The organism is Streptococcus oralis (assembly GCF_964238205.1).
GTDB classification, from domain to species: domain Bacteria; phylum Bacillota; class Bacilli; order Lactobacillales; family Streptococcaceae; genus Streptococcus; species Streptococcus oralis_CZ.
On record NZ_CAXSLF010000005.1, the window covers coordinates 95178 to 119877 of the forward strand.

A 24700-nucleotide genomic window follows, 5' to 3' on the forward strand; every position below is an offset into this window, starting at 1 on the left:
AAAGGATTATCCTCAAAATATAATGGAAAGGCTGGATTTCTCAGCCTTTTTCATATCCTTTTCGAATAAAGTAGAAAAGGAGGTTTTATGTTTTTAGCTAGAGATGAAAATGGGAGCCTAGTCAATGCCTTGGAGGATGAACTAGTCAAACAAGTTTATTATTGTCCGGCTTGTGGAACGAGTGTCCGCTTGAGGAAAGGAAAAAACGTGCGTTCACATTTCGCTCATGAAAGTCTCAAAAAATGTGATTTTTTTCATGAAAATGAAGGACCAGAACACCTAGAAAATAAGAAAAGTCTTTTTTATTGGGCTAAGAAGAATGCTAAGGTAGAGATGGAATGCCTGATACCTGAACTGAAGCAAATTGCAGATATCTTTATCAATAAACAACTAGCTCTAGAAATTCAATGCAGTCCCATTTCATGTGACCTTTTGAGGAACAGAAGCAATGGTTATCGAAGTTTGGGAATTCAAGTTCTTTGGCTACTGGGAGAAAAACTCTGGCTAAAAGAGCGACTAACTAAACTTCAGAGAGATTTTCTTTACTTCAGTAATAATATGGGCTTTCATATTTGGGAGTTAGACCATAAAAAACAAGTTTTAAGACTTAAGTACCTCCTTCACCAAGATTTGAAAGGGAAACTCCATTATCAGGTCAAGGAATTTTCTTATGACAAAGGAAATCTTCTAGAAATATTACGGACTCCTTATCATCAACAAAATCTTACCACTTTTTCGGTTGAACAAGATAAGAACATTTGTCATTACATTCAAAAACAACTCTACTATCAAAATCCCTATTGGATGAAGCAACAAGCCAAGGCCTACTTGAGAGGGGAGAACCTTTTGAATCTGAAGAATCAAGACTGGTATCCTCAAGTAAGGCCGATAGAACATGATTCTTTTTGTCAAATTAAACAGGATATTAGTGATTATTATCGCAACTTTCGAATTTATTATCAAAAAAATCCTCAAACTGAGTTACAAAAGCTCTATCCACCTGCCTTTTATCAGCAATATTTCTTAAAAAATATGGTAAAATAGAAAGGATGGAGGAAACTTATGGTATTACAACGAAATGAAATCAATGAAAAAGATACATGGGATCTATCAACGATCTTTGAATCTGACCAGAAATGGGAAGAAGAACTCGCCCTTTTAACGGAAGATACAAAACAAGCAGCTAGTCTTGAAGGACATCTCTTGGATAGTGCAGAAAGCCTTCTTGACATTACAGAGCGTTATCTGGACTTGAGTCGTCGTCTTGAAAAACTTTATGTCTATGCACATATGAAAAACGACCAAGATACACGAGTAGCTAAATATCAAGAATACTATGCAAAAGCAATGACTCTTTATAGTCAACTTGATCAAGTCTTCTCTTTCTATGAACCAGAATTTATGGCTATTACAGAAGACCAGTATCAAAACTTTTTAGCAGAAGAACCAAAACTCCAGCCTTATAAACACTTCTTTGATAAACTATTGCAAAATAAGGACCATGTCCTTTCACAACGTGAAGAAGAGTTGCTTGCAGGTGCTGGGGAAATCTTCGGTGCTGCTAGTGAAACCTTTGCTATTTTAGATAATGCAGATATCGTCTTTCCATTTGTTAAAGATGAAGATGGAAATGAAGTTCAATTATCACACGGCGTTTATATGCGCTTGGTAGAATCTAAGAATCGTGAGGTTCGTCGTGGAGCTTATGAAGCCCTCTATGCTACTTATGAGCAATACCAGCACACTTACGCTAAAACCTTGCAGACCAATGTTAAAGTGCAAAACTACCGTGCCAAAGTCCGTAACTACAAGAGTGCGCGTGAAGCAGCTCTTGCGGCAAACTTTGTGCCAGAAAGTGTTTATGATAATCTAGTATCTGCTGTTCGTAAGCATTTGCCACTCTTGCATCGTTATTTGGCTCTTCGTTCAAAAATCTTGGGTATTCCAGACCTCAAGATGTACGATGTCTACACTCCATTGTCTTCAGTGGAATACAGCTTTACTTATGAGGAAGCCTTAAAAAAAGCGGAAGAATCTTTGGCAGTTCTTGGTGAGGATTACTTGAGTCGTGTTAAACGTGCCTTCAGCGAACGCTGGATTGATGTGTATGAAAATCAAGGCAAGCGTTCAGGTGCATACTCTGGTGGTTCTTATGATACCAACGCCTTCATGCTTCTTAACTGGCAGAATAACCTAGATAATCTCTTTACTCTTGTACATGAGACAGGGCACAGTATGCATTCTAGCTATACGCGTGAAACACAACCTTATGTATATGGGGATTACTCAATCTTCTTGGCAGAAATTGCTTCAACTACTAATGAAAACATCCTGACAGAAAAATTATTGCAAGAAGTTCAAGACGATGCAACACGCTTTGCAATTCTCAACAACTTCCTAGATGGTTTCCGTGGAACAGTCTTCCGCCAAACTCAATTTGCTGAATTTGAACATGCTATTCATCAAGCTGACCAAAATGGTGAAGTCTTGACAAGTGAGTTCCTAAACAATCTCTATGCTGACTTGAACCAAGAATATTATGGCTTGAGCAAGGAAGACAATCCTCAAATCCAGTACGAGTGGGCTCGTATCCCGCATTTCTACTATAACTACTATGTCTATCAATATTCAACAGGCTTTGCAGCAGCTTCAGCTTTGGCTGAAAAGATTGTTCATGGTAGCCAAGAGGATCGTGATCGCTATATCGACTATCTCAAAGCAGGGAAGTCAGACTATCCACTCAATATCATGCGTAAAGCTGGTGTTGACATGGAAAAAGAAGATTACCTCAACGATGCCTTTGCAGTCTTTGAACGCCGTTTGGATGAGTTTGAAGCCCTTGTTGAAAAATTAGGATTGGCATAAGGCAGATGGTAAAGTCTTATAGTAAAAATGCCAATCATAACATGCGACGTCCTGTTGTCAAGCATGAGATTGTCGAGTTCATGCGCCACAGACAAAAGCAGGTGACAGGTTCCCTAAAAGAACTAGAAAACTTTGCTCGCAAGGAAAATATTCCCATCATTCCTCATGAAACCGTCGCCTACTTTCGTTTCCTTATGGAAACCATTCAACCAAAAAATATTTTAGAGATTGGTACGGCGATTGGATTTTCAGCACTTTTGATGGCAGAGCATTCACCCAAGTCAAAAATCACCACTATTGACCGAAATCCTGAGATGATTGGTTTTGCCAAGGAAAATTTTGCAAAATTTGATCAACGCAAACAAATCACTCTCTTAGAAGGTGATGCGGTAGATGTCTTGTCAACGTTGACAGAGACCTATGATTTTGTGTTTATGGATTCTGCTAAGTCCAAATACATCATCTTTCTACCAGAAATCCTCAAACACCTAGAAGTAGGTGGAGTGGTTGTCTTAGATGATATTTTCCAAGGAGGAGATATTGCTAGGGATATCATGGAAGTCCGTCGAGGACAAAGAACGATTTATCGTGGCTTGCAACGACTCTTTGATGCGACTTTGGACAATTCAGGATTAACCGCTACTTTAGTTCCTCTTGGAGACGGAATTCTCATGCTGAGAAAAAATCAAGCAGAAGTAGAACTGCCTGATATTGATTGATTTCAGATATTTTTAAGACAATTTGGTAAAATAGGTAAGGTAAACCTTTATTTAGTGAACAAAAGGAGTAAACATGAAGAAAAAACTAATGGCAGGAGCCATCACATTGTTGTCAGTAGCCACTTTGGCTGCTTGTTCAAACAGTTCTGAAGGAACTGACTTGATTAGCATGAAGGGCGATGTTATTACTGAGCATCAATTCTTTGAAGAAGTTAAAAACAATGCGACTGCACAACAAGTCTTGCTAAATATGACCATTCAAAAAGTTTTTGAAAAACAATATGGTTCAGAAGTTAGCGATAAAGAAGTAGAGGATGCCGTTGCAGAAGAACAAAAGAAATACGGTGATAGCTATCAAACGATTCTCGCCCGTTCAGGTATGACTGCTGAAAGCCGTAAAGCACAAATTCGTACAAGTAAATTAGTTGAGTATGCTGTTAAGAAAGCCGCTGAAGCTGAACTAACAGATGAAAACTATAAAAAAGCATTTGAAGAGTATACTCCAGAAGTAACGGCTCAAATTATTAAACTTGACAGTGAAGATAAGGCTAAGGAAGTTCTTGCCAAAGCAAAAGAATCTGGAGCTGACTTTGCACAACTTGCAAAAGACAATTCTACAGACGAAAAGACTAAAGAAAATGGTGGAGAAATTACCTTTGACTCTGCATCAACAGAATTGCCAGACGTGGTTAAAAAAGCTGCTTTTGCGCTTGATGTTAACGGAATTTCAGATGTTATCACTGCTCCAGGAACTCAAGCTTATACAAGTAGTTTCTACATTGTGAAACTAACTAAGAAGTCAGAAAAATCTTCAAACTTGGATGACTACAAAGAAAAACTTAAAACAATCATTTTGACTCAAAAACAAAATGATGCAACCTTTGTTCAAGGTGTTATTAGTAAAGAATTGCAAGATGCCAATATTAAAGTTAAAGATCAGGCCTTCCAAAATATCTTTACACAATACATCAAAGGCGAAACAACTTCTGACAGCAGCAGTAGCGCCTCAAACTAAGATAGTAATGAACTACCTTCCTTTGTCTGGGAGGTAGTTTTTGATTTTCTGAAATAAGAACATTAAAGTTTAACGAATTCAAGTAACTTTCAACTATTTGTAGATTGAGTAAAGATGTTACTCAAGAATTTTTAATCATGAGCCTGTCTTGGGTAAAATTCGAATGTTTATACTGTAAGAGTTTTTTTCTAGGCTAAAAAATGGTATAATAGCTTATAAAACTAGAAATAATATGGGAAAATAAGATAATTTTTCCGATAGATAGGTGACATATGAAAATAAGTAAAAGACACCTGCTGAATTATTCCATTTTGATTCCTTATTTACTGTTATCCGTTCTAGGATTGATAGTAGTTTATTCGACAACTAGTGCAACTCTTATCCAAGAGGGAAAAAGTACCCTGCAACTGGTTCGAAATCAAGGAATTTTCTGGATAGCCAGTTTGTTTTTAATTGCCTTGATTTATAAATTGAAATTAGGATTTCTGCGAAATGAGCGATTAATCTTCATCGTCATGTTTGTTGAGCTGATACTGCTAGCTCTAGCGCGTTTAATTGGGATTCCTGTCAATGGGGCCTATGGCTGGATCAAGGTTGGTCCAATAACGATTCAACCAGCAGAGTATTTAAAAATTATCATTGTCTGGTATCTAGCACAGCGTTTTTCAAAACAACAGGATGAGATAGCTGTTTACGACTTCCAAGTTTTAACCCTTAATCAGTGGATTCCTCGAGCATTTAATGATTGGCGTTTTGTTCTGCTGGTTATGATTGGTAGTTTGGCGATTTTCCCAGACCTAGGAAATGCTACTATCTTGATTTTAGTATCCTTGCTCATGTATACTATCAGTGGAATAGCTTATCGATGGTTCACAACTATTCTGGGCTTACTAGCTGGTGTCTCTATGATTTCCTTAACAGCCATTCGGATAATCGGTGTTGAGAAATTCTCTAAAATTCCTGTATTTGGTTATGTTGCCAAGCGGTTCAGTGCTTTTTTCAACCCCTTTAATGACCTTGCTGGAGCTGGACACCAGTTGGCCAATTCCTACTATGCCATGGTTAATGGAGGATGGTTTGGTCTGGGATTAGGAAATTCTATTGAAAAACGTGGTTATCTACCAGAAGCCCATACAGACTTTGTCTTTTCGATTGTCATCGAAGAGTTTGGATTTGTAGGAGCAAGTCTTATTCTCGCTCTCCTATTCTTCTTAATTCTACGAATCATTTTGGTAGGAATTCGCGCAAGGGATCCTTTCAACTCAATGGTAGCAATAGGTATTGGGGGCATGATCCTGATACAGGTATTTGTTAACATTGGAGGTATATCAGGCTTGATTCCTTCAACAGGAGTAACCTTCCCTTTCCTTTCGCAAGGGGGGAATAGTCTCTTGGTTCTTTCTGTAGCCATAGCATTTGTATTAAATATTGATGCCAGTGAAAAGCGTGCGCGACTTTTTAGCGAATACGACGCACAGCTTTAAGACATAGATAACAAGGAGAAAAAAATGTCTCTTCAAAAGTTAGAAAATTATAGTAACAAAACGGTCGTACAAGAGGAAGTTCAAATCTTGACGGATATGCTGGAAGATATCACGAAAAATATGCTTCCTGCTGAAACCTTTGATAAGATCATGCACTTGAAGGAACTTTCGTCAAAACTTGACTATCAAGGGTTAGATAAAGTAGTAACAAGCCTTTCAAATGATGAGATGGTCTACATTTCTAGATACTTCTCTATCTTGCCACTTTTAATTAACATCTCAGAAGATGTTGACTTGGCTTATGAGATTAACCACCTAAATAATGTCGATCAAGACTATCTGGGTAAATTGTCAACAACGATCAAAATGGTGGCTGAAAAAGAAAACGCTGCTGAGATCCTTGAGCACTTGAACGTGGTGCCAGTTTTGACAGCCCATCCAACTCAGGTTCAACGTAAAAGTATGTTGGATTTGACCACTCACATCCATACCCTTTTGCGTAAATATCGTGATGTGAGAATGGGGCTCATTAACAAGGAAAAATGGCATAATGATCTTCGTCGCTACATTGAGATTATCATGCAGACGGATATGATTCGTGAGAAGAAACTAAAAGTAACCAACGAAATCACCAATGTGATGGAGTACTACAATAGTTCCTTCCTACAGGCTGTCCCTAACTTGATGCTTGAGTACAAACGTCTAGCAAAAGAGCAAGGAATTGATCTTAAACAAGCCAAACCAATTACTATGGGAATGTGGATCGGTGGAGACCGTGATGGAAATCCATTTGTAACAGCTGAGACACTTATGCGTTCTGCTACCATTCAAAGTGAAGTGGTTTTGAACTATTATATCAGTAAGATTTCTAGTCTTTATCGTACCTTCTCTCTTTCAACGAATTTATCAAAAACTAGCAAAGCTGTTGAAGAAATGGCTGCTCAGTCTGGAGATACATCCGTCTTTCGTGAAAAAGAACCCTATCGTCGTGCCTTTCATTTGATTCAGTCCAAATTGATTCAAACTCTCTTGAATTTAAAAGAATGGTCTGTTGTTGGCTCGTCAGCTGATGAACGTCATCCTGTTGAACGTCTTCTTAGTACTCAAGGGCATCAACAAGGAGTGATTACAGACTATATTAGCAGTCGACTTTCAGGAGCTATTCAAGAACTGGCTGAAGATCGTCCACCATTTTACGAAACAGTCGAAGAGTTTAAGCAAGATCTATACATTATTAAGGACTCATTACTTGAAAATAAGGCAGAGGCCTTGCTTACTGGTGAATTTGCAGAACTTTTAGAAGCTGTAGAAGTCTTTGGTTTCTTCCTGGCTTCCATCGACATGCGTCAAGACTCAAGCGTTCATGAAGCCTGTGTAGCTGAATTGTTAGCATCTGCTGGAATCAATGACCACTATAGTGATTTGTCAGAAGATGAAAAGTGTGACTTACTTTTACATGAATTGTTAGAAGATCCTCGCATCTTGTCTGCAACTCATGCTCAGAAGTCTGAACTGCTTGAAAAAGAATTGGCTATTTTCCAAACAGCACGTGAATTAAAAGACCGTTTAGGAGAAGATGTCATTCGTCAAACGATTATCTCTCACGCAACCAGCGTATCTGATATGCTGGAATTAGCAATCATGCTAAAAGAAGTTGGACTGGTGGATGCTGAAAAGGCGCGTGTTCAGATTGTACCACTCTTTGAAACGATCGAAGACTTGGATCATTCTGAAGAAACTATGAGAAAGTATTTCTCTCTACCACTTGCTAAGAAATGGATTGCTTCTAAAAACAATTACCAAGAAATCATGCTAGGCTACTCTGATAGTAACAAGGATGGTGGTTATTTATCATCTTGTTGGACACTCTATAAGGCCCAACAACAATTGACTGCTATTGGTGATGAATTTGGAGTCAAAGTAACCTTCTTCCATGGTCGTGGTGGTACCGTTGGCCGTGGTGGTGGCCCTACTTATGATGCCATTGCTTCTCAACCGCTCAAGTCCATCAAGGATCGTATCCGTTTGACAGAGCAAGGGGAAGTTATCGGCAACAAATATGGAAACAAGGATGCAGCCTACTACAACCTTGAAATGTTGGTATCAGCAGCAATCAACCGTATGATTACTAAGAAGAAGAGTGACACCAATACTTCAAATCGCTATGAAGCAATTATGGATCAGGTTGTAGGTCGTAGCTACGATATTTATCGTGAACTCGTATTTGGAAATGAACATTTCTATGATTATTTCTTTGAATCTAGTCCAATCAAGGCGATCTCAAGTTTCAATATTGGTTCTCGTCCAGCAGCTCGTAAAACGATCACTGAAATTGGTGGTTTACGTGCTATTCCTTGGGTATTCTCATGGTCACAAAGTCGTGTTATGTTCCCAGGCTGGTATGGAGTTGGTTCAAGCTTTAAGGAATTTATCGACCAAGATCCTAAAAATATTGAATATCTTCGTGATATGTATCAAAACTGGCCATTCTTCCAATCACTCCTATCCAACGTCGATATGGTCTTGTCAAAATCAAATATGAACATTGCCTTTGAATACGCTAAACTTTGTGAAAGTGAAGAAGTACAAGCAATTTACTATACGATTTTAGATGAATGGCAGTTGACTAAGGATGTTATCTTGGCTATTGAAGGCCATGAGGAGCTCTTGGCAGAAAATACCTATTTGAAAGACAGTCTCAACTACCGTATGCCTTATTTCAATATTCTTAACTATATTCAGTTAGAATTGATTAAGCGTCAACGTCGTGGTGAGTTATCTTCAGATGAAGAAAGATTAATCCATACAACTATCAACGGAATTGCTACAGGATTACGTAATTCAGGTTGATACAAGCAAGATTTTCCAAAAACGTAGGGATTGGCCAAGTCTCAAGTTCAAGTTGGATAGCAAATAGCAATTTCCAACGTAACTTGTAGCCCAAGTGTATTTTAGGATAGTTATTCATCCGATTAACAATGAAGGCGACTTCTTTAGGAGTCGTTTTCTTTTTTCTTTTAGGGAATCCTATACGAATCAGCCAGTTGTGATTATCATTAGTTCCCCTTTCCCAAGAGGCATAGGGATGATTTAATGTCTACTCTTTCGATCAGCCAAGAGAGGCAAACAGTTTTATTTCACCTTATAACTAGAACTTTATCTATCTCCTAATGACCATTCTCCTAGCTTAAATTATTGATGTTCGAAAAATTTTTTTGGCTTTCTTTTAGTCAACTAAATATATATAAAACGAAATAGAGCATTAAATTCGTTTACAAGACCTAAATATAATGCTATTCTATATATAGAGGAAAAGGCTTACAATTGTAAGTATGAAGATGAATCTAATTAGATTAGGAGAATAGTTATGATAGGTTGTTTAATAACTATTAGGCTGATGACTAGAGTTATGAATAGGAATAAATGAGTATGAATAGGAAACAAAAAGTTGGTCATGTTATTGTTGTAGCCATTATTATTTTATTGGGAGTGTTATTTTTCATCCAAAGATATTCTGCTTCGTCATCAAAACAATTTTCTATACAGTCAAATGTTGATTTTTATTTATTGGGATACCACAGTGTGGAGGGGTATAATTTTAAAGATAATTCATTTGAGAAAGTTTCTGATGAAAAAATAGATATAGTAAAGGGCCAGATTAATCAAGTTGTTAAGCGTGCAGAAATTTCCAATCGTTATTTGCTATTTTCTGAAGAAGGTCCACCCTTAGGTGTAGTAGGTAGAATAATATCAGTTGATTTTGAAACTGGAAAAATTCACTATAATAAGACCACCGATTATGCTTTTTCAACAGCTGGCGTAAATCCAGATTACTATTTTACTTCTGAAGCAAATACATATGATAGTTTTATTGCAGTTTTTGATACAAATTTAAAGGAAGTAGATAAATATATTTTCAAAAATTCTGTTTTTGCTACAGATTTTTCAAACGATGGTGATAATATCTACTTTTTGGGAGTAGATGTTAACAGTAATGATAATTACCCAACCTACTTACATCATTTTTCACTAAAAAACAAAAAATTACAGTTTGAAAATAAAGAAATTCTCTATGATGATCCTAACTTGACTTATTTTTTTGACGATAGCATTGTGAAGGGTAAACAACTCTATTCAGTTTCCGGTGGATATCGAATTAACTCGACCAAGGAAAAAGTACTTTGGGGGAAAGTTTTTCACTATGATATGGAATCAGGACTTAAGGAATTTTTTGATTTAGATGAAATTGGTCCAGTTAACATTATTGAATTAGGAGAAAATTTGTTAGCAATTGAGCATGAGAGTAATGATTCAGGAAAAATTGCTTTCAGTCTATTTGATGTAACTAGTCATAAATCAAGCTTTGTCAATCTATCTCGATTTGGATTTTCAGCTGAAACAGACTACATAAAAGATATTAAGCTTCTCGATGATAATATTTTATTAGTTTTAGCTGGTAATAAATTAATTGCATATGATATAAATGAAAATACTATCATTCTTGAAAAAATTGTTGATGAAGATATGTTTCATATTTGGTTGAAATAATTTGCAAAATTATATAGATTTTTGTAATGTTACATTGTTAAGCCAATCCCCATAGGCATATGATTAACTTACTCTCTCTCTAATTTTACACTTTTTTAAAAATATTTTATGAAAACCCTTGACAAGTTTTAGTAAAATGATATAATTTAACCATTCAGAAAGTAATCATTGAAATTTTTTAGAGAGTCTGTGGTTGGTGAAAACAGATAGGTGGAAGTGATGAAAATTGGGCTGAATGTTATTAAGAATTTGAAATCATAAGAATTCGGTGAGCACACCTTACAGTGCAACTCGTGAAGCGAGTAAGAGCGATAGGACAAGTTCCTATAATTGAGGTGGCACCGCGCATCGACGTCCTCACACAAGTTTTTTGTGTGAGGACTTTTTCTATGAGGAGGAAAAAATGATGGAAATCAAACGATGGCGACGCTTGGTAAAGTTATATTGAAAGTGAAATGAACATTACTAAGTTTAATAAATAAGGAGAAATAGATATGAATAAACGTTTACTAGGTATTATCGCAGCATTAGCAGTTGTTGTTGGAGGAAGCTTGGTCTACTCTAACTTAACAAAACAAGAAACTAAAACAGAGACAGCTAACAAGACAGCTAAAGTTGGTGTTTTACAATTCGTTAGCCATCCATCACTTGATTTGATTTACCAAGGAATTCAAGATGGACTTGCTGAAGAAGGTTATAAAGGCGACAAAGTTAAAATCGACTTTATGAACTCAGAAGGTGACCAAAGTAAGGTTGCTACAATGAGTAAACAATTGGTGGCAAACGGAAATGATGTCGTTGTCGGAATCGCAACACCTGCTGCTCAAGGTCTTGCAAGTGCAACAAAAGATCTTCCTGTTATCATGGCTGCGATCACAGACCCAATTGGTGCTAACCTTGTACAAAACTTGGAAAAACCAGGCGGGAACATCACTGGGGTGTCTGACCACAACCCTGCTGAACAACAGGTTGAATTGATCAAAACATTGACTCCTGATGTGAAGACGGTTGGAGCACTTTATTCAAGTAGTGAAGATAACTCTAAATCACAAGTTGAAGAGTTCAAAGCTTACGCTGAAAAAGCTGGTCTGAAAGTGGAAACTTTTGCAGTACCTTCAACGAACGAAATTGCTTCAACAGTGAACGTTATGACTGGTAAAGTGGACGCAATCTGGGTCCCAATTGATAACACAATCGCATCTGCATTCTCAACGGTAGTATCAAGTAACCAAACAGCTAAAAAACCAATCTACCCAAGTGCGACTGCCATGGTAGAAGCTGGAGGTTTGGCATCAGTCGTTGTGGACCAACATGATCTTGGTGTTGCTACTGGTAAAATGATTGCTAAAGTCTTGAAGGGTGAAAAACCTGCAGATACACCAGTTAATGTCTTCTCAACTGGTAAATCAGTGATCAACAAAAAAGTTGCTCAAGAACTTGGAATCACTATTCCTGAATCAGTTCTCAAAGAAGCTGGTCAAGTAATCGAATAAGAATGAGGGAGGAGTTGGAGACATCTCCTCCAATTTTTAAAATAAAGGAAATGAATCAAACATGCTAATATCTATTATTTCACAGGGATTGGTCTGGGCTATCCTAGGTTTAGGAATCTTTATGACCTTTCGTATCCTCAACTTTCCAGATATGACAACTGAGGGTTCCTTCCCACTTGGAGGAGCAGTAGCAGTTACTCTGATTACGCAAGGAGTTAATCCTTTTCTTGCGACTTTAGCGGCTGTAGGGGCAGGGTGTCTTGCTGGTTTAGCAGCGGGGTTATTATATACCAAAGGGAAAATTCCAACTCTTTTATCAGGAATTTTAGTCATGACTTCTTGTCATTCTATCATGCTCATGATTATGGGACGGGCTAACCTTGGACTCTTAAACACCAAGCAAATCCAAGATGTTCTTCCATTTTCATCAGAGGTTAATCAATTACTGACAGGTTTAATCTTTGTGACTTTGGTTATCCTTCTCATGCTTTTCTTCCTAGATACCAAACTTGGACAGGCCTATATCGCTACAGGGGATAATCCAGACATGGCTCGTAGTTTTGGTATCAATACAGGACGTATGGAGCTTATGGGCTTGGTCTTGTCAAATGGTGTAATCGCACTTGCTGGCGCACTTATCGCTCAACAAGAAGGTTATGCGGATGTCTCTCGTGGTATCGGTGTTATCGTTGTTGGTCTTGCCAGCTTGATTATCGGTGAGGTCCTCTTCAAGAGTCTTACCCTAGCAGAGCGTTTGGTTACTATTGTTGTTGGTTCCATCAGTTATCAATTCTTGGTATGGGGCGTTATTGCTCTCGGCTTTAATACTAGCTACCTCCGTCTATACAGTGCCCTTATCCTAGCCACTTGTCTAGTAATCCCAACCCTTAAGGATAAATATTTGAAAGGAGTCAAGTTAAGCAAATGACAGCAATTGTAGAATTAAAAAATGCCACAAAAATTGTGAAAAATGGCTTTGACGAAGAAAAAATTATTCTAAACGATGTTTCACTTGATATTTATGAACATGACTTTATCACAATTTTGGGTGGAAATGGTGCAGGGAAATCAACCCTCTTTAATAGCATTGCGGGAACTTTACCTTTAACCAGCGGTAGCATTCGTATCATGGGTGAGGATGTGACTCATTTCAGCCCTGAGAAACGTGCCAAGTATCTCTCTCGTGTTTTCCAAGATCCTAAGATGGGAACAGCCCCTCGTATGACCGTTGCAGAAAACCTTTTGATTGCTAAGTTCCGTGGGGAAAAACGTGGACTTTTCCCAAGAAAATTGTCATCCTATAAGGAAGAATTTCAAGCAACCATTGAGAAGGTTGGAAATGGTCTAGAAAAACACTTGGATACACCGATTGAATTCTTGTCAGGTGGACAAAGACAGGCCTTGAGTCTCTTAATGGCAACACTAAAACGTCCAGAACTCCTTTTGTTGGATGAACATACAGCAGCCCTTGACCCTAAAACAAGTGTGGCCTTGATGGAGTTGACAGATGACTTTGTCAGCAAGGACAATCTGACTGCTCTGATGATTACCCACCATATGGAAGATGCTCTCAAGTATGGAAATCGCCTCATTGTCATGAAAGAAGGACGAATCATCCAAGATTTAAACAAGGATGAGAAAGCCAAGATGAAAATTTCTGATTACTATCAACTATTTGAGTAGATGATTTTAAATAATTGATATAAAAACTTGGAAGTGGAAATTTTACTTCTAAGTTTTTTAGTTGTTTTTAAATATTATTTATATTTCTCTTTTCGTCTGTTTTCCTTTATAATATAATCAATCTAAGAATCTTAAACTTTGATAGAGGAGTAAGGAGATAAAAACATGGCATACACACAAGAAGATTTTCAGGAATGGATTTTTCAGATTGGATTTAAGATGGACTATTTCACAAGGGAGTTTGCGGAGAAAGAAGGGCTAAATTTAGACTATAGTATGCAGTCCTTGGATGATTTGGAGGCTTGGATCTTAGCTCACTACGAAGACCACCATGCTTTGATAGCAAACCGCAAGATGTTGGATTATTTGACCGTTTATATCGGTGAAACCTTTCGCAAACACCTAGGAGGTAAATGGTATATTGACCTTAAAAATAAAAAGAACGCCTATTATTCTATGCCTGTATTGACTGATCCATCCTATAGAGGAGTGGTATACAAAGCACCATTGACTTATGCAACAGCTTGTATCAGTAGAAAAGATGGTCAGTATATTAGTAGGATATTGAAAAATAATCTCGAAAATCAGGTGAAATAGTCTTTAATTTTTTCTATTTTTCTTTCAAATATTAGAATGGTTTGCTCAAAAGATTCACTTTTTCATGACTGCTGGAAACTTATGAAATAGTATCATGTAAAGTGTATGAAATGGTTTACTTTTTTTCAGAAATAAGCTATACTAGTTAGAGTAAACTGTGATAAAATGGAGGTATTGTCTATGGTTGACAAGAGACTCATCGAAGAGATCAAAAACAATACCAATATTGTCGAAATCATAGGAGAAGTGATTTCTTTACAAAAATCTGGACGGAACTTTTTAGGGCTCTGTCCTTTTCATGGTGAAAAGACCCCTTCCTTTAACGTGGTCGAAGATAAGCAATTTTACCACTGCTTTGGATGTGGTCGTTCTGGAGATGTTTTTAAGTTTATTGAGGAGTACCAGCAGGTAACCTTTGCGGATGCAGTGAGGATATTAGCTGAGAGACTTGGGATTCAGATGGCAGCGCCTGTTCAAGGTTCTGTACAGCCTAGGTCGCCCCATCAAAATCTCTACGATATGCATGAGAAAGCCGCTCGTTTTTATCATGCCATTCTCATGACGACTAAGATGGGTGAAGAGGCGAGAAACTATCTCTATAAACGTGGCTTAACAGATGATGTTCTCAAGCATTTTATGATTGGTTTAGCTCCAGCAGAACGCTCTTATCTATATCAGCGTTTAGCAGATGATTATAGTGAGAAGGACTTGCTGGATTCAGGTTTGTTTTATCTATCTGAGAGTAACCAATTCTTTGATACCTTTCATAATCGCATTATGTTTCCTCTTTCAAATGATCAAGGAAAGGTGATTGCCTTTTCTGGTCGTGTATGGCAAGAGACTGATTCTCAAACTGGAAAGTATAAAAATAGTCGAGCGACGGCAATTTTTAACAAAAGTTACGAATTATATCATTTGGAGAGGGTAAAAAAAGGATCGGGCAAGGCTCCTGAAATCTACCTTATGGAAGGGTTTATGGATGTCATTGCGGCTTATCGTGCTGGTATTGAAAATGCAGTTGCTTCTATGGGTACCGCACTGACGAGTGAACATGTGGAGCATCTGAAACGCTTTACCAAAAAAGTGATCGTCACCTATGACGGAGATAAGGCTGGACAAGCTGCGACGGCTAAAGCCTTGGATGAGCTTAAAGATTTACCTGTCCAAGTAGTCCAGATTCCTGACGCGATGGATCCGGATGAATATTTGCAGAAAAACTCTCCTCAAGACTTGGCTTATCTCTTAACCAATACACGCATCAGTCCTGTTGAGTTTTACATCCATCATTTCAGACCGGAAAACAGTGAAAATCTACAAGCTCAAATTGAATTTATAGAGAAAATTGCTCCCTTAATCGCCAAGGAACCCTCTATCACAGCTCAGAATTCCTACATTCACATTTTGACGGATCACTTGCCATCTTTTGACTATCAGCAAGTCGAACATATTGTCAATGAAAGTCGTGTTAGACAGAGAAAGGAGAAGGTCAAGGAGACCTATAGTCCGAGTCCTGTCACTATGTCTGTCACTAAGCAACTGACAGCAGTGATGAGAGCGGAGGCTCATATTCTCTACCGAATGATGGAACATCCTTTGGTGCTCAATGACTACCGCTTAAGAGATGACTTTATTTTTGAAACTCCAGAGTTTCAGACCTTGTATGGACTCTTGATTGATAATGGAAGTATCTCGTCTGAGGATTTGGCTCATCAGACCAGAGAAGTGGAGAGTGCTTGGTATCAAGTCCTAGCCTTAGATTTGCCACCTGAGATGTCCCCTCACGAGTTAGCTGAAGTGGAAGAGTCTCGAAAAAGAGCTCTCTTGAATCAGGAAAATCTGCAAATTAAAAAGAAAGTTCAGGAAGCTAGCCATGTCGGTGATACAGACACCGCATTAGAAGAGCTAGAACGCTTAATTGCCCAAAAAAGAAGAATGGAGTAAGAATGGCAACAAAACAAAAAGAAGTAACAACCTTTGACGTCCAAGTAGCGGAATTTATTCGCAATCATAAAAAAACTGGTACAGCAACTGATGATGAAATCAATAACGCCCTAGTAATTCCCTTCACTTTAGACGTGGAAGGTATTGAGAATCTTTTGCAACGCATTCAAGATGCTGGTATCTCAATTACGGACAACGAAGGAAATCCAAGTGCGCGTGTTTTGAGCACTGAGGAAGAACCAGAGTTGACTGATGAAGATTTGATCGGTTCAACCTCTGCTAAGGTCAATGACCCTGTCCGTATGTATTTGAAAGAAATCGGGGTTGTTCCTCTGCTTACAAATGAAGAGGAAAAAGAGTTGGCCCTTGCTGTTGAAGCGGGTGATATCGAAGCTAAACAACGCCTTGCAGAAGCTAACCTTCGTTTGGTAGTATCTATCGCTAAACGTTATGTCGGACGTGGAATGCAGTTCCTTGACTTGATCCAAGAAGGAAACATGGGCTTGATGAAGGCCGTTGATAAATTTGACTACTCTAAAGGGTTCAAATTCTCAACTTATGCGACTTGGTGGATTCGTCAAGCTATTACTCGTGCCATTGCTGACCAAGCTCGTACCATCCGTATCCCAGTTCACATGGTGGAAACCATTAACAAGCTTGTTCGTGAACAACGTAATCTGCTTCAAGAGTTGGGACAAGATCCAACTCCTGAACAAATCGCCGAACGCATGGATATGACACCAGACAAGGTCCGTGAAATCCTCAAGATTGCCCAAGAGCCGGTTTCTCTTGAAACACCAATCGGTGAAGAGGACGATAGCCATCTTGGTGACTTTATCGAGGACGAAGTGATTGAAAATCCAGTTGACTATACAACTCGTATCGTTTTGCGCGAACAATTGGATGAAGTTTTGGATACTCTTACAGATCGTGAAGAAAATGTCTTGCGTCTCCGTTTTGGTCTTGATGATGGGAAAATGCGTACCTTGGAAGATGTTGGTAAAGTCTTCAACGTGACTCGTGAGCGTATCCGTCAGATTGAGGCAAAAGCTTTGAGAAAACTTCGCCAGCCAAGTCGAAGCAAACCACTTCGTGATTTCATTGAAGATTAAGTTGAGGGGGAGTGAAGATGGCTTACACAGAAGAACAAATCGAAAATATCAAAACACGAATTTTGACAGCACTAGAAGAAGTGATTGACCCTGAATTGGGGATTGATATTGTCAATCTAGGCTTGATCTACGAGATTCGTTTTGATGGCGATACAGGTGAGACTGAAATTGATATGACCTTGACAACTATGGGTTGTCCTTTGGCAGATCTTTTAACTGACCAAATCTATGATGCTATGACAGATGTTCCAGAAGTTACTAACGTTGAAGTTAAATTAGTATGGTATCCAGCTTGGACAGTTGAGAAAATGAGCCGTTACGCTCGTATCGCTTTAGGTATCAAGTAAGTATATTATGAAAAGAGAAATAGTGTAGACGCCAGGAATTCCCAGCTTTTATGCTATCTCTCTTTTTATTTGCTGATTTTATTTGAAGAAAATGGTATAATGGTTACTATGGAAAAAGAGAAATTACGCATCAACATGCTAAGTTCAAGTGAAAAAGTGGCAGGCCAAGGTGTGTCTGGCGCTTATCGTGAACTGGTGCAGCTTTTAAAACGAGATGCGAAAGACCAACTGATCGTAACAGAAAATCTTCCAATCGAAGCGGATGTTACTCATTTTCATACGATTGATTTTCCTTATTACCTCTCGACCTTTCAGAAAAAACGTTCTGGACGTAAGATTGGCTATGTTCACTTCTTACCGGATACCTTGGAAGGTAGTTTGAAGATTCCATTCTTCTTAAAGGGGATTGTCAAACGCTATGTATTTTCTTTTTATGACCGTATGGAGCATCTGGTTGTGGTCAATCCTACCTTCATTGAGGATTTGGTTGCTGCTGGAATTCCACGTGAAAAAGTGACCTATATTCCTAACTTTGTCAACAAAGAAAAATGGCATCCACTTCCTATAGAGCAAGTTGAACAACTTCGTAAAGATATGGGGATTGATGAGAATCAGTTTGTAGTCGTTGGTGCAGGTCAGGTTCAGAAGCGTAAAGGAATAGATGACTTTATCACTCTAGCTGAGGAATTACCTGATATCACTTTTATTTGGGCTGGTGGATTCTCTTTTGGGGGAATAACCGATGGTTATGAGCGCTATAAAAAAATTATGGATAATCCTCCTGAAAATCTAATTTTCCCAGGGATTGTTGATCCAGAACGGATGAGAGAACTCTATGCCTTGGCTGATCTTTTCTTGCTTCCAAGTTATAACGAGCTCTTTCCAATGACTATTTTAGAAGCTGCGAGTTGTGAAGCACCCATTATGCTTCGTGATCTAGATCTTTACAAGGTCATTCTTGAAGGAAATTACAGACCAACAAGTGATGTAGAAGAGATGAAAGAGGCTATCTTGGAATATCGAGAGCATCCAGAAGCACTAAAAGAATTAAAAGAAAAGGCTAAGGCCATTTCAAGAGAATATTCAGAAGAGCATCTTCTTGAAATCTGGCTAAAATTCTATCGGGAGCAGGCAGCTTTAGGAAAAAAATGAGGTAGTATATGCGAATTGGTTTATTTACAGATACTTATTTCCCGCAGGTCTCGGGTGTTGCGACCAGTATTCGAACCTTAAAAACAGAACTTGAAAAGCAAGGACATGCCGTCTTTATCTTTACAACAACAGATAAGGATGTTAATCGTTATGAAGACTGGCAGATTATCCGTATCCCTAGTGTTCCTTTCTTTGCCTTTAAGGATCGTCGTTTCGCCTATCGTGGATTTACGAAAGCTCTTGAGATAGCAAAACAATATAAGCTGGATATTATTCATACGCAGACTGAGTTTTCTCTTGGTTTATTAGGGATTTGGATAGCTCGTGAGCTGAAAATCCCTGTTATTCATACCTATCATACCCAGTACGAAGATTATGTTCACTATATCGCTAAAGGGATGTTGATTCGTCCAGGTATGGTCAAGTATCTTGTGAGAGGCTTCCTTCATGATGTTGATGGAGTGATTTGTCCGAGTGAAATTGTGCGCGACCTTCTATCAGATTATAGGGTCAAAGTTGAAAAGCGTGTTATTCCTACAGGGATTGAGCTAGCCAAGTTTGAACGACCAGAGATTGGACCAGAACATATCGCAGACTTACGGGTTAAACTAGGTATTAAGGAAGATGAAAAGATGCTTCTTAGCCTTTCGCGTGTTTCTTACGAGAAGAACATTCAAGCCGTTTTGGCAGCATTTCCAGAAGTTCTAAAAGAAGAGCAAAATGTTAAATTAGTCGTAGCTGGAGATGGTCCTTATCTGGAAAATCTCAAGGAGCAAGCATCAGATTTACAGATTCAAGATTCTGTTATTTTTACTGGGATGATTGCCCCAAGTGAGACCGCACTTTACTATAAGGCTGCTGACTTCTTTATCTCAGCTTCAACTAGTGAGACGCAAGGCTTGACCTATCTTGAAAGTCTTGCAAGTAAGACTCCGGTGATAGCTCACGGAAATCCCTATCTTGATAACCTCATCAATCATAAAATGTTTGGAACTCTTTATTATGAAGAGAGAGATTTAGCAGGGGCTATTTTAGAAGCTTTAATTGCAACTCCAAAGATGGATGAGAAACTTTTGGCTGAAAAATTGTATGAAATTTCGGCTGAGAATTTTGCTAAGAGAGTGCATGAATTCTATCTAGATGTTATTATTTCAAATAATTTTGAAAAAGAATTGACTGCAGATGAACCTGTTACGAAACGCATTTTAAAGACAGTATTCTATATACCACAACAAGCAGTGTCTATGCCGGTCAAGGGTTCAAGACGTATGTTGAAAGCTTCTAGAAAACAGTTGAGTCATTTAAGAAAATATTTGAACGATTAATCGAATCAAAGAAAGGAAATAAAAAAATGAAAAAGAAATTTATGAGAAGTAGTAGAGATCAAAAAATCGGTGGTGTATGCGCTGGTTTAGCTAATTATTTTGATATTGACCCTACAATTGTACGTGTGATTTGGGGAGTTCTAGCTTTCTGTTATGGTGCTGGACTTATTGCTTACTTGATCTTGTGGGCAATCGCTCCTGTATCAGATGAATTTTAAGATTAGAGTATTATAGTAAAGGAGAAAAAATGGCATTTGGTGATAATGGGAAACGTAAAAAAACTTTCTTTGAAAAACTAACAATGTTTGTCGTTTTGATTATGTTATTTGTAACCCTAGCAGGTATCTTTGCTACAGCCATCGGTGTATTTAGCAGATTTTAAAATGCTAGATTTCTAGCAAGTTGTAATAGTTGGTGACTGGGATTTCCCAGCCCTTTTTAGAGTGAGAAAAGAATATGAGTATGTTTTTAGATACAGCCAAGATCAAGGTCAAGGCTGGAAATGGTGGCGATGGGATGGTTGCCTTTCGCCGTGAAAAATACGTCCCTAATGGCGGTCCATGGGGAGGTGATGGAGGCCGAGGTGGTAACGTTGTCTTTGTTGTAGATGAAGGTTTACGTACCCTGATGGACTTCCGTTACAATCGTCATTTCAAGGCCCAATCGGGTGAAAAAGGGATGACTAAAGGAATGCATGGTAGAGGGGCAGAAGACTTAATTGTCCGTGTACCTCAAGGGACAACTGTGCGTGATGCTGAGACTGGAAAAGTTATCACTGACTTGATTGAGCACGGCCAAGAGTTTATCGTTGCTCACGGTGGTCGAGGTGGTCGTGGAAATATCCGTTTTGCAACACCCAAAAATCCTGCTCCTGAGATTTCTGAGAATGGAGAACCTGGTCAGGAGCGCGAATTACAGTTAGAACTTAAAATCCTTGCTGATGTTGGTTTGGTTGGATTCCCTTCAGTTGGAAAATCAACTCTGCTCAGCGTAATTACCTCTGCAAAACCTAAAATTGGTGCCTACCACTTTACAACAATCGTTCCTAATCTTGGTATGGTCCGTACCCAATCAGGTGAGTCCTTTGCAGTGGCAGACCTTCCTGGATTGATTGAAGGTGCTAGTCAAGGCGTGGGCTTGGGAACTCAGTTCCTTCGCCATATTGAGCGTACTCGCGTTATCCTTCATATCATCGATATGTCAGCCAGTGAAGGTCGCGATCCTTACGAAGATTATCTAGCTATTAACAAAGAGTTGGAATCTTATAATCTTCGTCTGATGGAGCGTCCCCAAATCATTGTTGCTAATAAGATGGATATGCCAGAGAGTCAGGAAAACCTTGAAGAATTCAAGAAAAAATTGGCTGCTAATTATGATGAATTTGAAGAATTACCGCCAATCTTCCCAATCTCAGGTTTGACCAAGCAAGGTCTTGCACCTTTATTAGATGCAACGGCAGAACTTCTTGATAAGACCCCAGAATTCCTTCTTTATGATGAGTCAGAAATGGAAGAAGAAGTTTATTATGGCTTTGATGAAGAAGAAAAACCATTTGAAATTAGTCGTGATGATGATGCAACTTGGGTACTTTCAGGTGAAAAACTCATCAAACTCTTTAACATGACTAACTTTGCCCGTGATGAGTCTGTTATGAAGTTTGCTCGTCAGTTGCGTGGTATGGGAGTTGATGAAGCTCTCCGTGCCCGTGGTGCCAAGGATGGAGATTTGGTTCGTATCGGTAAGTTTGAGTTTGAATTTGTGGACTAGGAGATAGCTATGGGAGATAAACCGATATCTTTCCGTGATGCTGATGGAAATTTTGTTTCTGCAGCAGATGTCTGGAATGAGAAGAAGTTAGAAGAACTGTTTAATCGTCTCAATCCAAATAGAGCTTTGAGACTTGCAAGAACTAAAAAGCAGGCTGAAAATAGCAAATCATAAAATTAACCCGTGATATTATTATCACGGGTTTTCTGATTAACTGACTACTTTTGGAATGGAATCTCAAGACTAGACTGTGTAAGATCGACAGTCAAGTGATAGTCTGTATTGTCACGTACAGTAATCTCAAAGTCTGTTGTGTAAAGAACGAGACGTACTGTATCGCCTTCTTTTAGTTTGTAAATAGTTGGTTGGAGTTCAAATTGGAATTCCATCCATTCATCAGGATTAATTGCTTCAATTTTCAATAAATCATGACGATTTTGAAGGTTGAGATAGCCTTTGGTGATAACGCGCTGTGCATTTGGGCTAAATGGTAGTTCGCAAAGATTTTCCAGCATGTGGTAACGACCATTATCAATAGTACGAGCAGACAAGACTCCTGGATACGGTTGTAGGTATTTCTTTTGACCAAGTTCGAGAAGTTGGGCAGATAGTAAGCCTTTATTTGTACTTGATTTGAGACGGAGGTTTAGTTTAACACGCCCATTGAGATGAAGGTCTTCCGTCACTGGCAGGTCAATGGTTACCTGATTGACTTTCCCTTGATAGAGTTCATTGTTAAAGGTTTGGTAGGTCTTTCCAAAACGTTCAAAGTCTGAGCCTTGATAGTGGTTTTGAATGACAGCTTCTTCAGTACCTAATGTGAAAGTTTTGTGGTCAGTTTGATTTCCAAAATCTTCAAGAGTCATCCATGTTTGAGGAGCTGTATTGTCTTGCCAAACGACTCTTGGAAGTCGGTAATCAGTTTCATGCCCCAATAATTTTTGAGTCAACAGGGCATTCATGGATTCACGGAAATCAATAGACTGCCAGTTGTTCATATAAACATGGGCACCGTTATGATAAAAGAGATGTTTCTTAATATTGCTTGGAAGAGCATTGAACATTTGATAGACATGAAGTGGTTTTACATTCCAGTCTTGCGAACCGTGGGTAAAGACAACTTCAGCCTTAACTTTTTCAGCATTGAGTAGGTAGTTTCTGTCATGCCAAAATTGGTTATAATCACCAGTTTTACGGTCTAGATTTTTCTTGAGTTCTTCTATAGAATCTTTATGAGCCTCGTTTCCACGGATAAAGTCACCAGCTAAGAGATTACGAGAATAAGTTAATTCATCTAATGAATCGAAGTCCTCCCCTGGATAGCCGCCTGGACTTGTCACAAGACCATTTTCACGATAATAGTTGTACCAAGAAGAAATACCTGCTTCAGCAATAATGACTTCTAAACCATCAACTCCTGTAGTGGCAAGACCATTAGACATTGTTCCTAGATAAGAAAGACCAGTAGTTGCAACTTTTCCATTTGACCAGTCAGCCTTGACCTGACGTTCACGACTATGGTCTGTGAAGGCACGGCAACGACCATTGAGCCAATCAATAACATTTTTATAGGCTTCAACTTGGCGGTAATCTCCGTTTGTCATTTGACCTTGAGAATCCTTGGTACCAAGACCAGATACGTAGATATTTGCAAATCCTCTTGGAAGGAAGTAGTCATTAAGTGTGTAGCTGCTATTGATATGAGTGAGTCTTTCTTCAGCTTCTGAAACGAGTTCTGCTTGGCCAACTGGTTCAACCAAGTCTAATGTTGGTTTTTCTAGAGAAATTTCATGCGGTTCCTTGACTTCTAGCTCAGCTTCCATTTTGTAAAGAGCTTTATCGCTTGCTTTATCATTGGTTCCTTGATGGTATGGACTTGCCGTCATAACAGCTGGAATTTTGCCATGGTAAGATGGACGGATAATGTTTACCTTGATAAGATCTGGCAGTCCATCATTATCAGAATCAATACGACTTTCTACATAAACAACTTCCCGAATAGCATTGTTTGCAGAGAAGGTTGCCAAACTTTTGCCGTTAAAGTAGTGGTAATCATTGTCCTCAGGGATAAGACCGTCGCTAACCAATTGATCGATCAAGGTATTTCCCTTTTCAGTGCGCGTGTTAAGGAGTTGATAGAGATTGTCAATCAAATCTCCGTATACAATAGGGAATGCCGTTTCTTTATGAAAAGCAAGACCATCTTCAAAGTCTGTCAAGTAACTGAAACCAAGCAACTGAAAGGCAACAGTATAGAAAATTTCTGCAGTTAATTCACGATCAGAATTGAAGAAAGTGAGCAGATCAGTTTCTTTATCAACAGCTAAAGTTGAGAGGGGATAATCCGTATTTTTGTAATTGAAAAAACAAGTTCTAACAAAAGCTTCAAACAGTTCTTTATCAGAATTTGATTGGTCAAGCTTGAATCCAAGGCTGGATAATTCCTGTAAAGCTTCTTTCTGGCTTACAGGATAGTAACTGAATTGATTAAAACGCATAGATGCCTCCTTTGAAGAATCATTAAATTTATTATATCAAAAAAGTAGGGAAAATGATAGAAGCAGCTGGTTTGTAAAGGCTAAATTGCTAATTTTCTAATAGAGTTTAAGAGAGTGTTTTAACAAGCCCTATCTTGATTTTTTGAGTATCCTA

At 38.5% G+C, this 24700-nt stretch carries 21 protein-coding genes, 1 pseudogene and 1 other annotated feature; of the genes and pseudogenes, 20 read left to right on the forward strand and 2 right to left on the reverse strand.

The annotated features are described in order from the left end of the window. Positions 1-87: 87 nt before the first annotated feature. From ACESOD_RS07740 to ppc, 6 genes are all read left to right on the forward strand, one after another. The gene (locus ACESOD_RS07740) at positions 88-1044 is read left to right on the forward strand and encodes a competence protein CoiA (RefSeq protein ID WP_373094798.1); all 957 of its coding nucleotides are present in this window, start codon (positions 88-90) and stop codon (positions 1042-1044) included. 18 nt (positions 1045-1062) lie between these two features. Next, complete coding sequence (gene pepF / locus ACESOD_RS07745; protein ID WP_320692369.1) at positions 1063-2865, forward strand: oligoendopeptidase F; 1803 nt, start codon at positions 1063-1065, stop codon at positions 2863-2865. A gap of 5 nt (positions 2866-2870) precedes the next feature. Then, entirely contained in the window at positions 2871-3584 is a 714-nt protein-coding gene (locus tag ACESOD_RS07750) for an O-methyltransferase (RefSeq protein ID WP_083500989.1), read from the forward strand. 73 nt (positions 3585-3657) lie between these two features. Then, positions 3658-4599: a peptidylprolyl isomerase PrsA gene (gene prsA / locus ACESOD_RS07755; RefSeq protein ID WP_075226892.1), complete on the forward strand. Its 942-nt coding sequence runs from the start codon at positions 3658-3660 to the stop codon at positions 4597-4599. A 272-nt stretch (positions 4600-4871) separates the two neighbouring features. After that, the gene (gene ftsW, locus ACESOD_RS07760) at positions 4872-6083 is read left to right on the forward strand and encodes a cell division peptidoglycan polymerase FtsW (protein WP_070459442.1); all 1212 of its coding nucleotides are present in this window, start codon (positions 4872-4874) and stop codon (positions 6081-6083) included. Between the two features lie 24 nt (positions 6084-6107). Next, positions 6108-8933, forward strand: coding sequence for a phosphoenolpyruvate carboxylase (ppc, locus tag ACESOD_RS07765; protein WP_373094800.1), 2826 nt, complete (start codon positions 6108-6110; stop codon positions 8931-8933). On the opposite strand, the pseudogene ACESOD_RS07770 reads toward ppc, so the two are convergent. Next, positions 8908-9171, reverse strand: a pseudogene (locus ACESOD_RS07770) (hypothetical protein); the annotation flags it as partial. The gene ppc and the pseudogene ACESOD_RS07770 overlap by 26 nt on opposite strands. Before the next feature lie 341 nt (positions 9172-9512). On the opposite strand from ACESOD_RS07770, the gene ACESOD_RS07775 reads away from it, so the two are divergent. From ACESOD_RS07775 to ACESOD_RS07840, 14 genes are all read left to right on the forward strand, one after another. Further along, complete coding sequence (locus ACESOD_RS07775; protein ID WP_060955637.1) at positions 9513-10631, forward strand: hypothetical protein; 1119 nt, start codon at positions 9513-9515, stop codon at positions 10629-10631. A gap of 146 nt (positions 10632-10777) precedes the next feature. Further along, positions 10778-10993: a binding site (T-box leader), on the forward strand. A 132-nt stretch (positions 10994-11125) separates the two neighbouring features. Beyond that, the gene (gene trpX, locus ACESOD_RS07780; RefSeq protein WP_373094802.1) at positions 11126-12124 is read left to right on the forward strand and encodes a tryptophan ABC transporter substrate-binding protein; all 999 of its coding nucleotides are present in this window, start codon (positions 11126-11128) and stop codon (positions 12122-12124) included. Positions 12125-12185: 61 nt separating this feature from the next. Further along, positions 12186-13052 carry an ABC transporter permease gene (locus ACESOD_RS07785; RefSeq protein WP_223140889.1) on the forward strand — a complete coding sequence of 289 codons (867 nt, stop codon included), beginning with the start codon at positions 12186-12188 and terminating at the stop codon, positions 13050-13052. Beyond that, complete coding sequence (locus ACESOD_RS07790; RefSeq protein WP_373094803.1) at positions 13049-13807, forward strand: ABC transporter ATP-binding protein; 759 nt, start codon at positions 13049-13051, stop codon at positions 13805-13807. The genes ACESOD_RS07785 and ACESOD_RS07790 overlap by 4 nt, the downstream gene beginning before the upstream one ends. Positions 13808-13972: 165 nt before the next feature. After that, positions 13973-14404, forward strand: a complete 432-nt coding sequence (locus ACESOD_RS07795) for a hypothetical protein (protein WP_373094804.1) — start codon at positions 13973-13975, stop codon at positions 14402-14404. A 180-nt stretch (positions 14405-14584) separates the two neighbouring features. Continuing rightward, positions 14585-16345: a DNA primase gene (dnaG, locus tag ACESOD_RS07800; RefSeq protein ID WP_373094806.1), complete on the forward strand. Its 1761-nt coding sequence runs from the start codon at positions 14585-14587 to the stop codon at positions 16343-16345. Positions 16346-16347: 2 nt separating this feature from the next. Next, positions 16348-17457 (forward strand): RNA polymerase sigma factor RpoD, encoded by a 1110-nt coding sequence (rpoD, locus tag ACESOD_RS07805; protein ID WP_000201894.1) that lies wholly within the window; start codon positions 16348-16350, stop codon positions 17455-17457. A 17-nt stretch (positions 17458-17474) separates the two neighbouring features. Further along, the gene (locus ACESOD_RS07810) at positions 17475-17804 is read left to right on the forward strand and encodes a metal-sulfur cluster assembly factor (RefSeq protein ID WP_000331926.1); all 330 of its coding nucleotides are present in this window, start codon (positions 17475-17477) and stop codon (positions 17802-17804) included. 99 nt (positions 17805-17903) lie between these two features. Continuing rightward, positions 17904-18956, forward strand: coding sequence for a glycosyltransferase family 4 protein (locus ACESOD_RS07815; RefSeq protein WP_373094809.1), 1053 nt, complete (start codon positions 17904-17906; stop codon positions 18954-18956). An 8-nt stretch (positions 18957-18964) separates the two neighbouring features. After that, positions 18965-20281, forward strand: coding sequence for a glycosyltransferase family 4 protein (locus tag ACESOD_RS07820; protein ID WP_373094811.1), 1317 nt, complete (start codon positions 18965-18967; stop codon positions 20279-20281). 26 nt (positions 20282-20307) lie between these two features. Continuing rightward, positions 20308-20499 carry a PspC domain-containing protein gene (locus tag ACESOD_RS07825; RefSeq protein ID WP_080980049.1) on the forward strand — a complete coding sequence of 64 codons (192 nt, stop codon included), beginning with the start codon at positions 20308-20310 and terminating at the stop codon, positions 20497-20499. A 29-nt stretch (positions 20500-20528) separates the two neighbouring features. Next, positions 20529-20663 (forward strand): DUF4044 domain-containing protein, encoded by a 135-nt coding sequence (locus ACESOD_RS07830; RefSeq protein WP_000863850.1) that lies wholly within the window; start codon positions 20529-20531, stop codon positions 20661-20663. Positions 20664-20737: 74 nt separating this feature from the next. Beyond that, positions 20738-22048 (forward strand): GTPase ObgE, encoded by a 1311-nt coding sequence (gene obgE, locus ACESOD_RS07835; protein WP_373094812.1) that lies wholly within the window; start codon positions 20738-20740, stop codon positions 22046-22048. 9 nt (positions 22049-22057) lie between these two features. After that, on the forward strand, positions 22058-22222 hold the full coding sequence (locus ACESOD_RS07840) for a hypothetical protein (protein ID WP_000502583.1): 165 nt from the start codon (positions 22058-22060) through the stop codon (positions 22220-22222). Positions 22223-22266: 44 nt separating this feature from the next. Here ACESOD_RS07840 and ACESOD_RS07845 read toward each other — a convergent pair whose 3' ends face one another. Next, positions 22267-24546, reverse strand: coding sequence for a Xaa-Pro dipeptidyl-peptidase (locus ACESOD_RS07845; RefSeq protein WP_373094815.1), 2280 nt, complete (start codon positions 24544-24546; stop codon positions 22267-22269). Positions 24547-24700 lie beyond the last annotated feature (154 nt).

Coding starts and splice junctions, on each gene's coding strand:
- ACESOD_RS07825 (WP_080980049.1), top strand. CDS start 20,308: ATGAAAAAGAAATTTATGAGAAGTAGTAGAGATCAAAAAATCGGTGGT.
- ftsW (WP_070459442.1), top strand. CDS start 4,872: ATGAAAATAAGTAAAAGACACCTGCTGAATTATTCCATTTTGATTCCT.
- pepF (WP_320692369.1), top strand. CDS start 1,063: ATGGTATTACAACGAAATGAAATCAATGAAAAAGATACATGGGATCTA.
- ACESOD_RS07840 (WP_000502583.1), top strand. CDS start 22,058: ATGGGAGATAAACCGATATCTTTCCGTGATGCTGATGGAAATTTTGTT.
- ACESOD_RS07830 (WP_000863850.1), top strand. CDS start 20,529: ATGGCATTTGGTGATAATGGGAAACGTAAAAAAACTTTCTTTGAAAAA.
- trpX (WP_373094802.1), top strand. CDS start 11,126: ATGAATAAACGTTTACTAGGTATTATCGCAGCATTAGCAGTTGTTGTT.
- ACESOD_RS07775 (WP_060955637.1), top strand. CDS start 9,513: ATGAATAGGAAACAAAAAGTTGGTCATGTTATTGTTGTAGCCATTATT.
- ACESOD_RS07795 (WP_373094804.1), top strand. CDS start 13,973: ATGGCATACACACAAGAAGATTTTCAGGAATGGATTTTTCAGATTGGA.
- ACESOD_RS07790 (WP_373094803.1), top strand. CDS start 13,049: ATGACAGCAATTGTAGAATTAAAAAATGCCACAAAAATTGTGAAAAAT.
- rpoD (WP_000201894.1), top strand. CDS start 16,348: ATGGCAACAAAACAAAAAGAAGTAACAACCTTTGACGTCCAAGTAGCG.
- obgE (WP_373094812.1), top strand. CDS start 20,738: ATGAGTATGTTTTTAGATACAGCCAAGATCAAGGTCAAGGCTGGAAAT.
- ppc (WP_373094800.1), top strand. CDS start 6,108: ATGTCTCTTCAAAAGTTAGAAAATTATAGTAACAAAACGGTCGTACAA.
- ACESOD_RS07810 (WP_000331926.1), top strand. CDS start 17,475: ATGGCTTACACAGAAGAACAAATCGAAAATATCAAAACACGAATTTTG.
- ACESOD_RS07820 (WP_373094811.1), top strand. CDS start 18,965: ATGCGAATTGGTTTATTTACAGATACTTATTTCCCGCAGGTCTCGGGT.
- ACESOD_RS07740 (WP_373094798.1), top strand. CDS start 88: ATGTTTTTAGCTAGAGATGAAAATGGGAGCCTAGTCAATGCCTTGGAG.
- ACESOD_RS07815 (WP_373094809.1), top strand. CDS start 17,904: ATGGTTACTATGGAAAAAGAGAAATTACGCATCAACATGCTAAGTTCA.
- ACESOD_RS07785 (WP_223140889.1), top strand. CDS start 12,186: ATGCTAATATCTATTATTTCACAGGGATTGGTCTGGGCTATCCTAGGT.
- dnaG (WP_373094806.1), top strand. CDS start 14,585: ATGGTTGACAAGAGACTCATCGAAGAGATCAAAAACAATACCAATATT.
- ACESOD_RS07750 (WP_083500989.1), top strand. CDS start 2,871: ATGGTAAAGTCTTATAGTAAAAATGCCAATCATAACATGCGACGTCCT.
- ACESOD_RS07845 (WP_373094815.1), bottom strand. CDS start 24,546: ATGCGTTTTAATCAATTCAGTTACTATCCTGTAAGCCAGAAAGAAGCT.
- prsA (WP_075226892.1), top strand. CDS start 3,658: ATGAAGAAAAAACTAATGGCAGGAGCCATCACATTGTTGTCAGTAGCC.